This is a genomic window from Streptomyces sp. NPDC093795, assembly GCF_044764665.1.
Taxonomy (GTDB): Bacteria; Actinomycetota; Actinomycetes; order Streptomycetales; family Streptomycetaceae; genus Streptomyces.
Genome location: NZ_JBIWIO010000011.1, coordinates 163,592 through 180,015, shown reverse-complemented (window position 1 = coordinate 180,015; position 16,424 = coordinate 163,592). Strand labels below are relative to the sequence as shown.

At 71.0% G+C, this 16,424-nt stretch carries 15 protein-coding genes; 1 reads left to right on the top strand and 14 read right to left on the bottom strand.

All coding sequences use genetic code 11. The features are described from left to right. Window positions 1–146 precede the first annotated feature (146 nt). The 6 genes from ACIRB7_RS27495 to ACIRB7_RS27470 form a co-directional block, all read right to left on the bottom strand. Window positions 147–725 (bottom strand): dienelactone hydrolase family protein, encoded by a 579-nt coding sequence (locus tag ACIRB7_RS27495; RefSeq protein WP_403603571.1) that lies wholly within the window; start codon window positions 723–725, stop codon window positions 147–149. 30 nt (window positions 726–755) lie between these two features. Then, window positions 756–2,342, bottom strand: coding sequence for a Na+/H+ antiporter (locus ACIRB7_RS27490; protein WP_403603569.1), 1,587 nt, complete (start codon window positions 2,340–2,342; stop codon window positions 756–758). Window positions 2,343–2,444: 102 nt separating this feature from the next. After that, on the bottom strand, window positions 2,445–2,912 hold the full coding sequence (locus tag ACIRB7_RS27485) for a GNAT family N-acetyltransferase (protein WP_403603567.1): 468 nt from the start codon (window positions 2,910–2,912) through the stop codon (window positions 2,445–2,447). Next, window positions 2,909–3,850, bottom strand: a complete 942-nt coding sequence (locus ACIRB7_RS27480; RefSeq protein ID WP_403603565.1) for an RluA family pseudouridine synthase — start codon at window positions 3,848–3,850, stop codon at window positions 2,909–2,911. Before ACIRB7_RS27480 ends, ACIRB7_RS27485 begins: the two co-directional genes overlap by 4 nt. Window positions 3,851–3,889: 39 nt before the next feature. Continuing rightward, complete coding sequence (gene lspA / locus ACIRB7_RS27475; protein WP_403603563.1) at window positions 3,890–4,528, bottom strand: signal peptidase II; 639 nt, start codon at window positions 4,526–4,528, stop codon at window positions 3,890–3,892. Between the two features lie 80 nt (window positions 4,529–4,608). Continuing rightward, a complete protein-coding gene (locus ACIRB7_RS27470; protein WP_403603561.1) occupies window positions 4,609–5,364 on the bottom strand; it encodes a TraR/DksA family transcriptional regulator in 756 nt (251 codons plus the stop codon). 542 nt (window positions 5,365–5,906) lie between these two features. On the opposite strand from ACIRB7_RS27470, the gene ileS reads away from it, so the two are divergent. Beyond that, on the top strand, window positions 5,907–9,044 hold the full coding sequence (gene ileS / locus ACIRB7_RS27465; RefSeq protein WP_403603559.1) for an isoleucine--tRNA ligase: 3,138 nt from the start codon (window positions 5,907–5,909) through the stop codon (window positions 9,042–9,044). Window positions 9,045–9,229: 185 nt separating this feature from the next. Here the strand turns inward: ileS and ACIRB7_RS27460 are convergent, their stop codons facing one another. The 8 genes from ACIRB7_RS27460 to murG form a co-directional block, all read right to left on the bottom strand. Further along, window positions 9,230–10,345 carry a DivIVA domain-containing protein gene (locus tag ACIRB7_RS27460; protein ID WP_403603557.1) on the bottom strand — a complete coding sequence of 372 codons (1,116 nt, stop codon included), beginning with the start codon at window positions 10,343–10,345 and terminating at the stop codon, window positions 9,230–9,232. A gap of 55 nt (window positions 10,346–10,400) precedes the next feature. Next, complete coding sequence (locus ACIRB7_RS27455; RefSeq protein WP_190102598.1) at window positions 10,401–10,691, bottom strand: YggT family protein; 291 nt, start codon at window positions 10,689–10,691, stop codon at window positions 10,401–10,403. Between the two features lie 80 nt (window positions 10,692–10,771). Beyond that, complete coding sequence (locus ACIRB7_RS27450; RefSeq protein ID WP_351213187.1) at window positions 10,772–11,392, bottom strand: cell division protein SepF; 621 nt, start codon at window positions 11,390–11,392, stop codon at window positions 10,772–10,774. Window positions 11,393–11,530: 138 nt separating this feature from the next. Continuing rightward, window positions 11,531–12,250, bottom strand: coding sequence for a YggS family pyridoxal phosphate-dependent enzyme (locus tag ACIRB7_RS27445; protein ID WP_403603554.1), 720 nt, complete (start codon window positions 12,248–12,250; stop codon window positions 11,531–11,533). Further along, entirely contained in the window at window positions 12,250–13,011 is a 762-nt protein-coding gene (pgeF, locus tag ACIRB7_RS27440; RefSeq protein WP_403603552.1) for a peptidoglycan editing factor PgeF, read from the bottom strand. The genes ACIRB7_RS27445 and pgeF overlap by 1 nt, the downstream gene beginning before the upstream one ends. Continuing rightward, complete coding sequence (gene ftsZ / locus ACIRB7_RS27435) at window positions 13,008–14,222, bottom strand: cell division protein FtsZ (protein ID WP_403603550.1); 1,215 nt, start codon at window positions 14,220–14,222, stop codon at window positions 13,008–13,010. The genes pgeF and ftsZ overlap by 4 nt, the downstream gene beginning before the upstream one ends. A 277-nt stretch (window positions 14,223–14,499) precedes the next feature. Further along, a complete protein-coding gene (locus ACIRB7_RS27430; RefSeq protein WP_403603548.1) occupies window positions 14,500–15,303 on the bottom strand; it encodes a cell division protein FtsQ/DivIB in 804 nt (267 codons plus the stop codon). A 21-nt stretch (window positions 15,304–15,324) separates the two neighbouring features. After that, window positions 15,325–16,419, bottom strand: coding sequence for an undecaprenyldiphospho-muramoylpentapeptide beta-N-acetylglucosaminyltransferase (gene murG / locus ACIRB7_RS27425; protein WP_403603546.1), 1,095 nt, complete (start codon window positions 16,417–16,419; stop codon window positions 15,325–15,327). Window positions 16,420–16,424: the final 5 nt, after the last annotated feature.

The window sequence follows — 16,424 nt, the reverse complement described above, 5'->3', positions numbered from 1 at the left end:
CTCACCCCCCGTGATTGACCTCGTCCCCCCGGGGCTTGGTGCCCGGTTTCACCTCCTCGGGCCCGGCGCCCCGGGGGGGGGCGGGGGGGCCGGGGGGGGGCCCCCGGGGCCACCCCCCGGGGGCCCCACGCCCGTTCGACACCGTCCTACAGGTCCTCGATGAAGGCCAGCGCCACCGACCAGGCCTGCTCGGCCGCCTCCTCGTCCCAGTCGGGCAGCTCCGCGTCCGTGAACACGTGCCCCGCGCCCGGGTAGCGGTAGATCTCCACGTCCGCCCCCGCCTTGCGCATCTGGAGGTACCAGGAGGACAGCCAGTCGTGCGTCTCGAACGGGTCGGGATCGGCCACGTGCAGCTGTACGGGCAGCTCGTCCACCGACGCGGACTCCGCGAGGTCCGAGGTGCCGTGGAACAGCAGCAGCCCGCGCGCCTTCTCGTCCCCGAGCGCCAGGGTCTGCGCGATCGAGGCCCCGAGGGAGAGGCCCATGTAGACCAGTCCGCGCTCGGAGTAGGGGGCGGCGGCGAGGACCGCCCGCTTCAGCAGCTCGTCCTTGCCGATCTCGTCCCTGAGCTCCACACCCTCCTCGACGGTCCCCACCGTCCGGCCCCCGTAGAGGTCCGGGGTCCAGACCTGGTGCCCGGCGGCGCGGAGCCGCTCGGCAGCGGTCTCGACGGAAGGGGTCAGCCCGTAGGCCGAGTGGAAGAGCATGATGTCCATGCGTCCCATCCTGCCATCCGGCCCCCGGGGCACCGGTGCTCACCGCAGGCTGCGGACGTCCAGCTGCCGCAGCACCCGGTCCACCACCTCCGGATCGGCGCCGGGCTCGCTGCGCGCCGCGAGCACCTCGTGCCGGGCGGCCGACATCAGCTCCCGCTGGATCCGCTGCACCTCCTTGAACCGCTTCGTCCGTTCGACGTACGCGGCCTTCCGCTCCTGGTCGACCATGTCCGGACTGATCCGGGCCCCGATGTCGTACGCCCCGCGCAACAGCCGCTCCTGGACCTCCTCGGGCAGCTCCTCGACCTCCTCGATCTCCTTGAGCCTGCGCTTCGCGGCCTTCGCGGCCCGGATCGCGAGGTCCCGTTCGAGCGCGCGCTCGGCGTCCGCGTCGGCCCGCACCCCGAGCCGCCGGACCAGCCAGGGCAGGGTGAGCCCCTGGAAGACGAGGGTGGTGATGATCACACAGAAGGCGATGAAGACGATCTCGTCGCGGCCGGGGAAGGGCGCGCCGTCGTCGGTACGGAGCGGGATGGCGAGCGCGAGGGCCACCGAGGCCACCCCGCGCATCCCCGCCCACCACATGACGATGGTCTCCCGCCAGCTCGTCGGGATCTCCTCGTCGACGTCCCGGCGTGTGTGCAGCCGCTTCGCGAGCCAGGTGGCGGGGAGCAGCCAGAGCAGCCGGACCCCGACGACCACCGCGACGACGGCGGCGCCCCAGCCGAGCATCTCGAGGCCGTGCCCGTCCGCCACCCCGAAGACATGGATGAGTTCGAGGCCGATGAGGCCGAAGGCGATACCGGTGACGAGGGTGTCGACGATCTGCCAGAAGGTCTGTCCGGCGAGCCGGCCCATGACGTCGTCGGCGTCGGTCGCGTGCTCGGCGAGGAAGAGGGCGGTGACCAGGACGGCGAGGACGCCGGAGCCGTGCAGCTCCTCGGCGAGGACGTAGCTGACGAAGGGGACGAGCAGGGTGAGGCCGGTCTGGAGGGTGACGTCGCCCAGGACTCCGATGAGCTTGTTGGAGAGCCAGCCGAGAGCGAGACCGACGGCCATCGCGACCACCGCGGACAGCACGAGCTGGCCGACCGCCTCGGGCCAGGAGAAGGAGCCGCTGACGACGGCGGCGATGGCCACGTGGTAGAGCACGATCGCGGTGACGTCGTTGAAGAGGCCCTCGCCCTCCAGGATCGACACGAGACGGCGCGGCAGCCCGAGCGAGCCGGCCACGGCGGTCGCCGCGACCGGGTCGGGCGGCGCGACGAGGGCGCCGAGCGCGATCGCGGCGGCCAGCGGAAGGCCGGGCACGAGCGAGTGCGCGACCGCGCCGACGGCGGCCGTGGTGACGAAGACGAGGGCGACGGCGAGCAGGAAGATGGGCCGTCTGTTCGCCGCGAACTGGCGCCAGGAGGTGCGCTGCACGGAGGCGTACAGCAGGGGCGGCAGCACCAGCGGGAGGATGAGCTCCGGCGGGATCTCGACGTTCGGTACGAAGGGCAGGAAGGCCAGCACGATCCCGATGAGGGTCATCAGGACGGGGGCGGGCAGTCCGAGCCGCTCACCGAGGGGGACGGTGAGCAGGGCGCCGAGGAGCAGCAAGAACAACAGGGCCAATTGATCCACGGGCCCACCCTGCCATGTATGACCGTTTTGGCCTCCCTTGCCCCCTGAGGGAAGCGCCGGAAGCCCCGGAAGCGGTCGGCGCGGGCCCGGTGAGGCCTCCGCCTACAGAGCCTTGCGCATCGCCCGGTGCGGCATGCCCGCGTCAGGGAACTCGGGGCCGTACGCCTCGTAGCCGAGGCGTTCGTAGAAGCCGAGCGCGTGCGTCTGGGCGTGCAGGTCGACGGCGGTCAGGCCGCGCTCGCGCGCCGCGTCCTCGACGGCCCGTACGAGCGCCGCGCCGACGCCGAGGCCGCGGGCCGCCTTGGCGACCGCAAGCCGGCCGAGCGAGCCCACGGAGCCGTCCCCGCCGGTCCTCCCGAGCGCGTCCGCCCCGAACAGGAGGCGCCCGGTGCCCAGCGGCAACCCGTCCTCGCGCACGGCGAGCACATGCGCCGCGGTCGCGTCGTACGTGTCGTACTCCAGCTCCTGCGGAACGCCCTGCTCCTCGACGAAGACCTCCCGGCGGACCGCGAAGCACGCCTCCCGGTCCTCGGCGCCGACGACCTCGCGGACGGTGTACGCGGTGCTCACCGGCTCTCCGACGCGATCCGGTCGAGGGCCTTCCGCAGGTCTTCGGGGTAGGTGCTGGCGAACTCGACCCACGAACCGTCACCGGGGTGCTCGAAGCCCAGACGGACGGCGTGCAGCCACTGTCGGGTCAGGCCGAGGCGCTTGGCGAGCGTCGGGTCGGCGCCGTAGGTGAGGTCGCCGACGCAGGGGTGGCGGTGGGCGGACATGTGCACCCGGATCTGGTGGGTGCGGCCCGTCTCCAGCTTGATGTCGAGCAGCGAGGCCGAGCGGTACGCCTCGATGAGGTCGTAGTGGGTGACCGAGGCCTTGCCGTCGGCGGTGACCGCCCACTTGTAGTCGTGGTTGGGGTGCCGGCCGATGGGGGCGTCGATGGTGCCGCTCATCGGGTCGGGGTGCCCCTGCACCAGCGCGTGGTAGCGCTTGTCGACCGTGCGCTCCTTGAACTGGCGCTTGAGCGAGGTGTACGCGTACTCCGACTTGGCGACCACCATCAGACCGGAGGTGCCGACGTCGAGGCGGTGCACGACGCCCTGGCGTTCGGCGGCGCCTGAGGTGGAGATGCGGTACCCGGCGGCGGCGAGGCCGCCGATGACCGTGGTGCCGGTCCAGCCGGGGCTGGGGTGCGCGGCCACACCGACCGGCTTCATGATCACGACGATGTCGTCGTCGTCGTGGACGATCTCCATGCCCTCGACGGGCTCGGCGACGATCTGCACGGGGGCGGCCGCGCCCGGCATCTCGACCTCGAGCCACGCGCCACCGCTGACCCGCTCGGACTTGCCGACGACGGAGCCGTCGACCTGGACCTTCCCTGCGGCGGCCAGCTCGGCCGCCTTCGTACGGGAGAACCCGAACATTCGGGCGATGGCGGCGTCGACGCGCTCGCCCTCCAGGCCATCGGGAACGGGCAGCGTGCGGATCTCGGGACTCGTACTCACCCGTCGAGTATGCCTTGTGCGGGGAGTACTCCGTCCGGATCAGTCCTTGTGGACGGTCCCGTCGGGGTCCAGACCACGGAACGACAGGATCACGATGAGGATCCCGCCGCAGACGATCGCCGAGTCGGCGAGGTTGAAGACGGCGAAGTGCGCGGGGGCGATGAAGTCGACGACCGCGCCCTCGAAGACGCCGGGCGAGCGGAAGATCCGGTCCGTGAGGTTGCCGAGCGCGCCGCCCAGCAGCAGGCCGAGCGCGATCGCCCAGGGCAGGCTGTAGAGCTTGCGCGCGAGCCGGATGATCACGACGATCACGGCGGCGGCGATACAGGTGAAGATGATGGTGAAGGCCTCGCCCATGCCGAACGCGGCACCCGGGTTCCGGATCGCGTCGAAGCGCAGCACGTCGCCGATCACCCGGATCGGCTCGCGCCCCTCCAGCTTGGCGACGACCAGCATCTTGCTGCCGAGGTCGAGCAGGTAGGCGATGACGGCCACGACGAAGAGCGCGAAGATCCTGCGCCTGCCCCTGGGCCGCTCCTCGGGAGCGGCCGACCCCTCGGGAGCGGCCGTTCCGTCGGACGCGGCCGCTCCGTCGGCGGCCGCCGTCTCGTCGGAGGGGGCCGAATCGTCGGCCCCTGCTGAATCCGGCGTACCGATGATGCGCTCCGCCTCTGCCACGTGAGTGAGTCCCTCGACCTCGATGCCTGACCGTGCACCGAGGGTACGGCACAGGCGTACGAGACCGTCAGCCGAGAGCCTCAGCCGCGCCGCTCCTGGCGCTGCTTGTCCTCGACACAGAGCGTGGCCCGGGGGAAGGCCTGCATGCGTGCCTTGCCGATCGGCTTCCCGCACACCTCGCACAGCCCGTAGGTGCCGGCGTCGAGCCGCTCCAGGGCGTGCTCGGTCTGTTCCAGCATCTCCCGGGCGTTGGCCGCCAGGGCCAGCTCGTGCTCCCGGGTGATGTTCTTGGTGCCGGTGTCGGCCTGGTCGTCCCCTGCGCCGTCGCCGGAGTCCCGCATGAGGCCGGTGAGCTCCTCCTGGGAGTGCGCCAGCTCGCTGCGGAGTCTCAGCACCTCCGTCTGGAGCACGGTGCGGGCCTCGGTGACCTCGGCCGGGGTCCAGGGGTCCTCGCCCGGCCGCACCGCGAGCTCGCCGGTACGGGCCGGAGGCACCGCGGCCTCGTCCCCGGCGGTCGTGACGCCACCCGCGATCTTCTTCGCTGCCACCGTACTGGCTCCTGTCTGCTTCTTCGCGGGCGCCTTCTTGGCGGCCGTCTTCTTCGCCACGGCCTTCTTGGCGACCGTGTTCTTGGCGACCGTCTTCTTGGCGACCGTCTTCTTGGCGGCGGCGGTCTCGTCGACCGCGGCCGTCTCCTTCACGGCGGGCGTCTTCTTCGCGACCGTCGGCGGCTCCGTGACCGTCGTCTTCTTACCGGCCACGTCCTTGGCGCCCTCGGCCGTACCGGTGGGACCGGCGGCCGAGGTCTTCTTCGCGGCGGTCTTCTTCGCCACCATGTCGCGGCCCCTTCACATTTTGTGATCTTGCTCGCGCATCGTGCTGGGACGATAAATCGGCCCAGGGCCCGCGGCAACGGGCCACGCCGCCGTTCCCACCCGCCCCCGCGCCCCTCGGGGCGGGCCTGCCTCCGTTGTGCCCAGCTCCCCGCCGGGTTATCCGCCGCGGGCATCCCCCACATGGCCGTACGGCAAGTCCGGCCCGGCGCGTATGGCCATTCGGGTCACGGGAAAACCGGTCTGCCGCGCGATGCCCGGCCCCGTACACTGAGCAGAGCGAAAGGCTTGGATGGGGACGAGTAGCGTCGTACGCAGCCATGAGCGACCCGGGGACGGTGAGAGCCCGGGGGCGAGCCCGATGTGAAGCATCACCCCGGAGCCGTCGGAAGAAAGCCGCAGGACAGCGCGGTGACTAGACCCGGCGTCGCGACCCCAATGAGGGGGCTCAGGGCGCGGCGCGCCCGGGGCCAAGGAGGGTGGTACCGCGGGAGCAGCGCTCTCGTCCCTCCGACGGAACGACGACAGTCCGCCGGAGGAACTCGATGACACCGCCGCAGTACCGCCAGGTGCCCGCCCAGGTCGACCTGCCCGCGATGGAGCACGCCGTGCTCGATCTCTGGCGCGACAACAAGGTCTTCGCCAAGACCCTGGAGCAGTCCGAAGGACGCCCCGAGTGGGTGTTCTACGAGGGCCCGCCCACCGCCAACGGCATGCCGGGCGCGCACCACATCGAAGCCCGCGTCTTCAAGGACGTGTTCCCCCGCTTCCGGACCATGCGCGGCTACCACGTGGCCCGCAAGGCCGGCTGGGACTGCCACGGCCTGCCGGTCGAGCTCGCCGTCGAGAAGGAGCTCGGCTTCTCCGGCAAGAAGGACATCGAGGCGTACGGCATCGCCGAGTTCAACGACAAGTGCCGTGAGTCGGTGACCCGGCACACCGACGCCTTCGCCGAGCTGACGACCCGCATGGGCTACTGGGTCGACCTCGACGACGCGTACCGGACCATGGACCCCTCGTACATCGAGTCGGTCTGGTGGTCCCTGAAGCAGATCTTCGACAAGGACCTCCTCGTCCAGGACCACCGGGTCGCCCCCTGGTGCCCCCGCTGCGGCACCGGCCTCTCCGACCACGAGCTGGCGCAGGGCTACGAGACGGTCGTCGACCCCTCCGTCTACGTCCGCTTCCCGCTGACCTCCGGCCCACTGGCCGGCAAGGCGGCGCTCCTCGTCTGGACGACGACCCCGTGGACCCTGGTGTCCAACACCGCGGTCGCCGCCCACCCCGAGGTCACCTACGTGGTCGCCACCGACGGCGACGAGCGGGTCGTCGTCGCGCAGCCGCTGCTCGAGAAGGCGCTCGGCGAGGGCTGGGTCACCACGGGCGAGTCCTTCACGGGCGCGGAGATGGAGCGCTGGACCTACCAGCGCCCCTTCGAGCTCGTCCCCTTCGACGCCCCGGCGCACTACGTCGTCAACGCCGAGTACGTGACGACCGAGGACGGTACGGGTCTGGTCCACCAGTCCCCCGCCTTCGGTGAGGACGACCTCAAGGTCTGCAAGGCGTACGGCCTGCCGGTCGTGAACCCGGTCCGCCCCGACGGCACCTTCGAGGAGGACGTGCCGCTGGTCGGCGGGGTCTTCTTCAAGAAGGCCGACGAGGCGCTCACCGCCGACCTGGACGCGCGCGGGCTGCTCTTCAAGCACATCGCGTACGAGCACAGCTACCCGCACTGCTGGCGCTGCCACACGGCGCTGCTGTACTACGCGCAGCCGTCCTGGTACATCCGTACGACCGCGGTCAAGGACCGGATGCTCGCCGAGAACGAGCGGACCAACTGGTTCCCCGACTCGGTCAAGCACGGCCGCTTCGGCGACTGGCTGACCAACAACGTCGACTGGGCGCTCTCCCGCAACCGCTACTGGGGCACCCCGCTGCCGATCTGGCGCTGCGAGGACGACCACCTGACGTGCGTGGGCTCGCGCGCCGAGCTGACCGAGCTGACCGGCAGCGACCAGTCGCAGCTCGACCCGCACCGCCCGTACATCGACGCGGTCACGTTCCCGTGCCCGAGCTGCTCGAAGACGGCGACGCGCGTGCCGGAGGTCATCGACGCCTGGTACGACTCGGGCTCGATGCCGTTCGCCCAGTACGGCTACCCGTACGAGAACAAGGAACTGTTCGAGTCCCGGTACCCGGCGCAGTTCATCTCCGAGGCGATCGACCAGACGCGTGGCTGGTTCTACACGCTGATGGCGGTCGGCACGCTCGTCTTCGACAAGTCGTCCTACGAGAACGTGGTCTGCCTCGGCCACATCCTCGCCGAGGACGGCCGCAAGATGTCCAAGCACCTGGGGAACATCCTCCAGCCGATCCCGCTCATGGACCAGCACGGCGCCGACGCGGTCCGCTGGTTCATGGCGGCCGGCGGCTCGCCGTGGGCGGCGCGCCGGGTGGGCCACGGCACGATCCAGGAGGTCGTCCGCAAGACCCTCCTGACGTACTGGAACACGGTCGCCTTCCAGGCGCTGTACGCCCGTACGGCGGGCTGGGCGCCGAGCGCCGCGGACCCGGCCCCGGCCGACCGCCCGGTCCTCGACCGCTGGCTGCTGTCGGAGCTCCACACCCTGGTGGCCGAGGTCACCGAGGCGATGGAGTCGTACGACACCCAGCGCACCGGCAAGCTGATCTCGTCCTTCGTCGACGACCTCTCCAACTGGTACGTGCGCCGCTCGCGCCGCCGCTTCTGGCAGGGCGACAAGGCGGCGCTCCGCACCCTCCACGACGTCGTCGAGACGGTCACCCGTCTGATGGCCCCGCTGACCCCGTTCATCACGGAGCGGGTCTGGCAGGACCTGGTGGTGCCGGTGACGCCGGAGGCCCCGGAGTCCGTCCACCTGGCCACCTGGCCGGAGGCCGACACCGCCCGGATCGACAGGACGCTCTCCGAGCAGATGCTCCTGGTCCGCCGTCTGGTGGAACTGGGCCGGGCGACGCGGGCCGAGTCGGGCGTGAAGACCCGCCAGCCGCTGTCGCGCGCGCTGGTGGCGGCGACGGGCTTCACGGCCCTCTCGCCGGAGCTCCAGGCCCAGATCACGGAGGAGCTGAACGTCAGCTCGCTGGCTTCCCTGTCGGAGGTGGGCGGCTCGCTCGTCGACACGACGGCGAAGGCGAACTTCCGCTCCCTGGGCAAGCGGTTCGGCAAGGGCGTCCAGGACGTGGCGAAGGCGGTCGCGGCGGCGGACGCGGCGGCTCTGTCGCTGGCCCTGCGGTCCGGCGAGGCGACCCTGGAGGTGAACGGCGAGACGATCACCGTCACCCCCGAGGAGGTCATCATCACGGAGACCCCGCGTGAGGGCTGGTCGGTCGCATCGGACGCGGGCGCGACGGTCGCCCTCGACCTGGAGATCACCCCGGAGCTGCGGAAGGCGGGCCTGGCCCGTGACGCGATCCGGCTCATCCAGGAGGCCCGCAAGAACAGCGGCCTGGACGTGGCCGACCGGATCGCCCTGCGCTGGCAGGCGGACTCCCCGGAGACGGCGGAGGCCCTGACGGCGCACGCGGACCTGATCGCGGACGAGGTGCTGGCGACGGACCATGCCCAGGGCGAGGCGGACGCGACGTACGGCGCCCCGTTCACGGACGACGTGCTGGGCCTGACGTTCCGCCTGCGCAAGGCGTAGGCACCACCGAGAGAGGCCCGGCCCCCACGGGGTGCCGGGCCTTTCCGTTTCCCCGCCCCGCCCCGCGCGCGGCCTGCACCCCGCCCCCGCACCTGCCCACGGCAAAGGGCCGGGCCCCCGGAAATCCGGGGGCCCGGCCCTTCAGCCTGCCGACGGCTACGCGCTCATCGCGCGACCACGCGCCGTCAGTTGTCGTCCTCGTCGATCAGGAAGCCGCGCATCGGCGCCGGCGCCTGCTGCATCGGCTGCGGTGCCTGCGGACGGACCGGAGCCATCGGCTGGGTCATCGCCGGGGACATCTGCTGCTGGCCGCCGTAGGAAGGGGCGCCACCCATGGACGGCGCACCACCCATCGCGCCGTTGCCACCGTAGGACGGGGCGCTCGCGCCGGCCGAGGCCATCGACGGGGCCGGCGGCAGCGAGGCCGTGGCCGGGGTGCGCGGCGGGGCCAGCGAGTCGTCGGCCTGGGTCTCCAGCTGACGCAGCTGCGACTCCAGGTACGACTTCAGCCGCGTGCGGTACTCGCGCTCGAAGCCGCGCAGGTCCTCGACCTTGCGCTCCAGCGTGGCGCGGGCGGACTCCAGGGAGCCCATCGCGACACGGTGCTTCTCCTGCGCGTCCCGCTCAAGCGCGTCCGCCTTGGCGCGGGCGTCCCGCTCCAGGCCCTCGGCGCGCGAGCGCGCCTCGCCGACGATCTTGTTGGCCTCGGAGCGGGCCTCGGCGATCGCCTGGTCGGCGGTCTGCTGGGCCAGCGAGAGGACACGCGCGGCACTGTCGCCGCCGGGACCCTGGGCAGGCTGCTGCTGCTGCATCTGCGGCGGCATCTGCTGCTGCTGCATCTGCTGCTGCATCTGCTGCTGCTGCGGGTGGCCCATGGGGCCGCCCTGCATCGGGCCGGGGCCCATCGGACCGCCCTGCATGGGGCCGCCCTGCATCGGGCCGGAACCCATCGGGCCGGCGGGAAGCTGCGGGGCACCGGAGGGCAGCTGCGGCGGGCCCATCTGCGGCGGCTGCTGCTGGACCGGCGGTCCGGATATGGCGGCGGGCACGGGCGCGCCGGGACCGACGGGACGATCCTGCTGCTCCGGGGGCTTGCGCATGCCCTGCTGCTGCTGGTTCTGCGCGGCGGCACGCGTCGCGGCGGCCAGCTTGGCGCGCAGGTCCTCGTTCTCGCGGAGCAGGCGGTTCAGCTCGGCCTCGACCTCGTCGAGGAAGGCATCGACCTCGTCCTCGTCATAGCCTTCTCGGAGGCGGACGGTCGTGAACTGCTTGTTCCGCACGTCCTCGGGGGTCAGCGGCATCTCTTCTTCACCTCTACGTAGTCGTCGGCAGTCGGCAAGACCGTATCGTCCACATTCACCTCGCGAAGCTGCTCACGACGGAGATCAGGATATAGACGATGATCATCAGAACGAAGAAGGACAGGTCGAGTGCCACGCCCCCGAGACGCAGCGGCGGGATGAGTCGCCGCAGAAGCTTGAGCGGTGGATCGGTGACAGTGTAGGTGGCCTCAAGGACGACCACCATCGCCTTACCGGGTTGCCATGAACGGGCGAACTGGAAGACGTAGTCCATGACGAGTCGGACGATCAGGAGGACGAGGAAGCACATCAGCACGATGTAGACCACCTGTAGTGCGACGCCCATCCCGCGTTTCCCTCTCCCCTGATTTTCGTGCTCTTGCTCGTCCGGCCGCTTCGCGACCGGTCCGTCCGGTTCTCGTGTTCTCAGCTCTGGTTGAAGAATCCGCCCTCTGCGATCCGGGCCTTGTCCTCCGCCGTGACATCGACGTTAGCAGGCGACAACAGGAAGACCTTCTGCGTCACGCGCTCAATGCTGCCATGGAGCCCGAAGACGAGACCCGCGGCAAAGTCGACAAGTCGCTTCGCGTCCGTGTCGTCCATCTCGGTGAGATTCATGATCACCGGGGTGCCCTCACGGAAGTGTTCCCCGATGGTACGGGCCTCGTTGTAGGTCCGCGGGTGCAGCGTGGTGATGCGGTAGGGCTCCCGCTCGGACACGACCTTGGGCATGATCACCGGTGCGTTCTTCTCCATGCTCGGACGTTCGGGTGTGATGGATGCCACGGGGGCAATTCGGGCCGGACGTCCACTTTCGGCGAGTACCGGGACGGAATGGGCGAGCGGTTCCCGCTGAGCCGGGGGCTGCACCACGCGTACCGGTTCCTCACGCTCCACCTGGCGCGGCGGGGTGTGGCGCCGTTCGCGCTCGGGCTCGGGCTCCAGCTCGGGTTCGAAGTCGTCGTCGGGGTCGAAGCCCCGGCCGTCGTACCCATCGTCCTCCACGAGGCCGAGGTAGACCGCCATCTTGCGCATCGCGCCGGCCATTCTCCGATTCCTCCGCTCTGTGGTGGATCGCCCTACTGGCCAATGTCGCAGCGTCACAAGTGCCCGCGATCCACGGGCCATTCCGCCGTTCTGCGAAATGACCATATTTTCTGCTGTGGTCCGACCTGCTTCGCGACGTTACCCGAGCTTCGGGCGGACGCCGAGTACCGCCGTACCGACGCGTACGTGTGTCGCCCCGGCCGCGACGGCCTCCTCGAGGTCCGCACTCATCCCTGCCGACACCATGTTCGCAGCCGGACGGGTCGCGCGCAGGGCAGTCGACAAATCCATCAGCCGGTCGAAGGCCGCGCGCTCTCTTCCCGCGTACGGGCCGGCGAGCGGGGCGACGGTCATGAGGCCGTCGAGCCGCAGACCGGGAGCCGCGTCCACGGCGGCCGCCAACTCCTCGATCCCGTCCGGCGCGACGCCGCCGCGGTCACCGCGCTCACCGGCCTCGGCGTCGAGCGCGACCTGGAGGAGACACCCGAGCTCGCGCCCCTCCTTCTCGGCGGCCGCGGAGAGAGAGGAAACGAGCTTCAAGCGGTCGACAGACTGCACCACATCGGCATAACCCACCACGGATCTGACCTTGTTGGTCTGCAACTGGCCCACGAAGTGCCAGGTCAGATCAAGGTCGGCACAGGCGGCCGCCTTGGGGGCGGCGTCCTGGTCCCGGTTCTCCGCGACGTCCCGCACGCCGAGTCCGTGGAGGATTCTCACGTCGCTCGCGGGGTAGGTCTTGGTGACCACGATGAGCGTCACCTCCTCCCGCGCGCGCCCGGCCGCGGCGCAGGCGGCGGCGATGCGCTCCTCCACCCGGGCCAGGTTCTCGGCGAGTTCCGACGTGCGGTCCGTCATCAGTTCTTTCCTGCCGGGGCCGGGGTGGACACAGCGTCCAACCAGACATATCCCGCGAGTCGCCCGGTGGTGCGATCGCGGCGGTACGAGTAGTGGTCACCGGATTCCCGGGTGCAGACCGTACTGGCCCCCCGGTCCGTGACGCCGAGCCGTTCGAGCTGGGCGTGCACTCCCGCGGCGACGTCGACGGCCGGGGTGCCCCAGCTCGTCTCGGCCCAGGCGGCGGGTTCGGTCTCGGCGACCTCGGCCCGCATGGCCTCCGGCACCTCGTAGCAGCGCCCGCAGACGGCGGGGCCGGTGCGGGCGACCATACGGGAGGGCTCGGCGCCGAGTTCGATCATGGCCGCGACCGCCGCGGGAACGACTCCCGCCACCATGCCCGGGCGCCCGGCGTGGGCGGCGGCGGCGACTCCGGCGACCGGGTCGGCGAGGAGGACGGGGACGCAGTCCGCGGTGAGGACGGCGAGGCCGAGTCCCGGCCGGGTGGTGACGAGCGCGTCCACCGAGGGGATCCCGTCGGTGCCCCACGGCCCTTCGACCTCGACGACGTCCGCGCCGTGCACCTGGTTCATCCAGACCACCCGCGCCGGGTCGAGCCCGAGGGCGCCGGCGGCGAGTGCCCGGTTGGCCGTCACGGCCTCGGGGTCGTCCCCCACCGCTCCGCCCAGGTTGAGCTCCTCGTACGGAACGGCGCTCACCCCGCCCCACCTGTCGGTGAAGGCGAAGTGCGCGCCGTTCGCGTCGAAGCGCTGTCCTATCACTTCAGGAAGTCCGGGACGTCCAGCTCTTCGGCCTGGGTGTCCGCGTACGGACGGGCCGGCGGGACGACCGGAGGGGCGGGCGAGAGCGGGGTCTCGTTGACCGCGGGGGCGGGCTCGGCCGGAGCCGGGGCCGGGTCCTCGCGCGGGGCGACCGTACCGAGGCCGCCCAGCGGACGGGCGCTCTCGACGTGGCGGGGCGCCGGGGCCGGCTCCTCGCGCTTGGCCGAGACCGAGCCGATGATGTTGTCGCGGCGGGCCGGCGGCTGTCCGCCGTCGAAGCCGGCCGCGATGACGGTGACCCGGACCTCGTCTCCGAGGGCGTCGTCGATGACGGCACCGAAGATGATGTTGGCCTCGGGGTGGGCCGCCTCGCTGACCAGCTGCGCGGCCTCGTTGATCTCGAAGAGACCGAGGTCGCTGCCGCCGGAGATGGAGAGCAGCACGCCACGGGCGCCGTCGATGGAGGCCTCCAGGAGCGGCGAGGAGATCGCCATCTCCGCCGCCGCCACCGCGCGGTCGTCGCCGCGGGCGGAGCCGATGCCCATCAGAGCCGAACCGGCCTCGGACATGACCGACTTGACGTCGGCGAAGTCGAGGTTGATCAGACCCGGGGTGGTGATGAGGTCGGTGATGCCCTGGACACCGCTCAGCAGCACCTGGTCGGCCGACTTGAAGGCGTCGAGCACGGAGACCTGACGGTCCGAGATCGACAGCAGTCGGTCGTTCGGGATGACGATGAGGGTGTCGACCTCTTCGCGGAGTTCGGCGATGCCGTCCTCCGCCTGGTTGGCGCGACGGCGGCCTTCGAAGGTGAACGGCCGGGTGACCACACCGATCGTCAGGGCGCCGAGCGAGCGTGCGATGTTGGCGACGACAGGTGCGCCGCCGGTGCCGGTGCCGCCGCCTTCTCCGGCGGTGACGAAGACCATGTCGGCCCCCTTGAGGACCTCCTCGATCTCCTCACGGTGGTCCTCTGCCGCCTTGCGACCGACGGCCGGGTTGGCCCCGGCCCCGAGGCCGCGGGTGAGTTCACGGCCGACGTCGAGCTTGACGTCGGCGTCGCTCATCAACAGCGCTTGCGCGTCGGTGTTGATCGCGATGAACTCGACGCCCTTGAGACCGACCTCGATCATTCGGTTGATGGCATTGACACCACCGCCGCCGACACCGATGACCTTGATGACTGCGAGGTAGTTCTGCGGTGCTGCCACGTCGAAGGCCTCTCGCCTCGAGTTACGTGTCGTCGCTGCGCGGTTGGTCGCGCCGCTCCGACGGATGCCGATTGGGACGGTCCGAAACGCCGACCCAAACCCTAACGTTGAAGTTTAGGGTTACCAGTGTCTCTGTTCTTGGACTCTTCCGAACGAGACACTAAGTCGACAAGCGGCGCACGTTCAACGAACACGCCGAACCTCCCGTTTTTCTTTTCACCCTATGTGATCACCCGTAGCGCTGGCCAACCAGGGTGCTGGCCAGGGGCGATACCCGTCAACTCCCGGACGAAGCGGGCGCCGTGGGGGCGCTTACATCGAAGTGCCCCGCTTTGGGAGTGGCCTTCAGGAGCGCGGTGAGCACCCGGGCCTTGACCGGGCCGTGCTCGCCGCTGCCCCAGAAGACGGAGCGCCCCCCGGTCAGCTCCAGAGTGACGGAGTCGTACGAGGTGACGCGTACGACACGAGTGTCCCGGGCGATTTCCGCCGGTAGTTCACCCCGGACGCGGACGGCCTCACGGAGCAGCCGGTCCGCGGCGAAGCGGCGCAGGCTCGGGGAGGACGCGCTGTCGAGGACGAGCCGGGGGACACCGCGGGGCGCGGTGGCGACGGTGGCGAACCGGACACCGGTCGCGTCCACTTCGATGAACTTTCCACCCTTTTCGATGAGCAGAACGGGCTTCCGTTCCGTCACTTTCAGCCCGATTCCGTGCGGCCAGGACCGCTCGACGGTCACCGTCTCGATCCGGGGCAGCTTCTGCCGGAGCCGGACCTCGATGGCCTCGGTGTCGACCGAGACGAGCGGGGCGCCCATCGGCACGGCGGCGACCGCCTCGATCTCACGCGTGGTCAGGACCCCGGCGCCGGAAGTCTTCACATCTTCCACACGGAACCAGGTCGAGCCGTAGAGCGCCCAGACGCCGCCGGCCACGAGGGCGAGTACGCCGAAAGCGATCAGGAGCACCCGGGTGCCGGGCACCCGGAACTTGCGATTCCGGGTACCCGTACGGGACGGCCCCCGCGACGACCCCTTCGACGTGCTCGCGCCGCTCTTCTCGGCGGTCGTCGGTCCGGCTGCCACGCTTCCCGCCTTTCGCCGCCGCTACGCCTGTCGGCGGGCGGCGATCGCCTCGTACACCATGCCGACGAGCAGCTCGTCGGCGTCCCGGCGGCCGAACTCGGCGGCGGCGCGGGACATCTCGTACAGCCGGTGCGGATCGGCCAGTACGGGCAGGACGTTGCCCTGCACCCACTGCGGCGTCAGCTCCGCGTCGTCGACGAGGAGTCCACCGCCGGCCTTGACCACCGGCTGGGCGTTGAGCCGCTGTTCGCCGTTGCCGATGGGCAGCGGGACGTACGCGGCCGGCAGCCCGACGGCGGAGAGCTCGGCGACGGTCATCGCGCCCGCCCGGCAGAGCATCATGTCGGCCGCGGCGTACGCGAGATCCATCCGGTCCACGTACGGTACCGGCACGTAGGGCGGCATTCCGGGCATGTTGTCGACGCGCGGCATTTCGTTCTTGGGGCCGACCGCGTGCAGGATCTGGATGCCCGAGCGCTGGAGCACCGGGGCGATCTGCTGGATGACCTCGTTGAGCCGCCGGGCGCCCTGCGAGCCGCCGGAGACGAGCAGCGTCGGCAGGTTCGGGTCGAGCCCGAAGGCGGCGCGCGCCTCGGGACGCACCCGCGCCCGGTCGAGGGTCGCGATGGTGTGCCGCAGCGGGATGCCGATGTAGCGGGAGTTGCGAAGCTTGCTGTCGGGGGTGGCGACGGCGACCCCGGCCGCGTACCGCGAACCGATCTTGTTGGCGAGACCGGGCCGGGCGTTGGCCTCGTGGACCACGATCGGCACCCCGAGCCGCTTGGCCGCGAGATAGCCGGGCAGCGCCACATAGCCGCCGAAGCCGACCACGCAGTCCGCCTTGGTGCGCTCGAGGACCTGCTCGGCGGCCTTGATCGTGCCGCGCAGCCGCCCGGGGACGGTGATCAGCTCGGGGGTGGGCTTGCGGGGCAGCGGTACGGCGGGGATGAGGGCCAACTCGTAGCCGCGCTCGGGCACGAGCCGGGTCTCAAGACCCTTCTCCGTGCCGAGCGCCGTGATCCCCACGCTGGGGTCCTGCCTGCGCAGGGCGTCCGCGAGGGCCAGCGCCGGCTCGATGTGGCCGGCGGTCCCCCCGCCGGCGAGTACGACATGCACCGAAA

Excerpts from the sequence above, each read along its gene's own strand:
- ACIRB7_RS27450 (WP_351213187.1), bottom strand. The coding sequence starts at position 11,392 with ATGGCCGGCGCGATGCGCAAGATGGCGGTCTACCTCGGCCTCGTGGAG.
- ACIRB7_RS27455 (WP_190102598.1), bottom strand. The coding sequence starts at position 10,691 with ATGGGCGTCGCACTACAGGTGGTCTACATCGTGCTGATGTGCTTCCTC.
- ACIRB7_RS27495 (WP_403603571.1), bottom strand. The coding sequence starts at position 725 with ATGGGACGCATGGACATCATGCTCTTCCACTCGGCCTACGGGCTGACC.
- ileS (WP_403603559.1), top strand. The coding sequence starts at position 5,907 with ATGACACCGCCGCAGTACCGCCAGGTGCCCGCCCAGGTCGACCTGCCC.
- ACIRB7_RS27445 (WP_403603554.1), bottom strand. The coding sequence starts at position 12,250 with ATGACGGACCGCACGTCGGAACTCGCCGAGAACCTGGCCCGGGTGGAG.
- ACIRB7_RS27460 (WP_403603557.1), bottom strand. The coding sequence starts at position 10,345 with ATGCCGCTGACCCCCGAGGACGTGCGGAACAAGCAGTTCACGACCGTC.
- ACIRB7_RS27470 (WP_403603561.1), bottom strand. The coding sequence starts at position 5,364 with ATGGTGGCGAAGAAGACCGCCGCGAAGAAGACCTCGGCCGCCGGTCCC.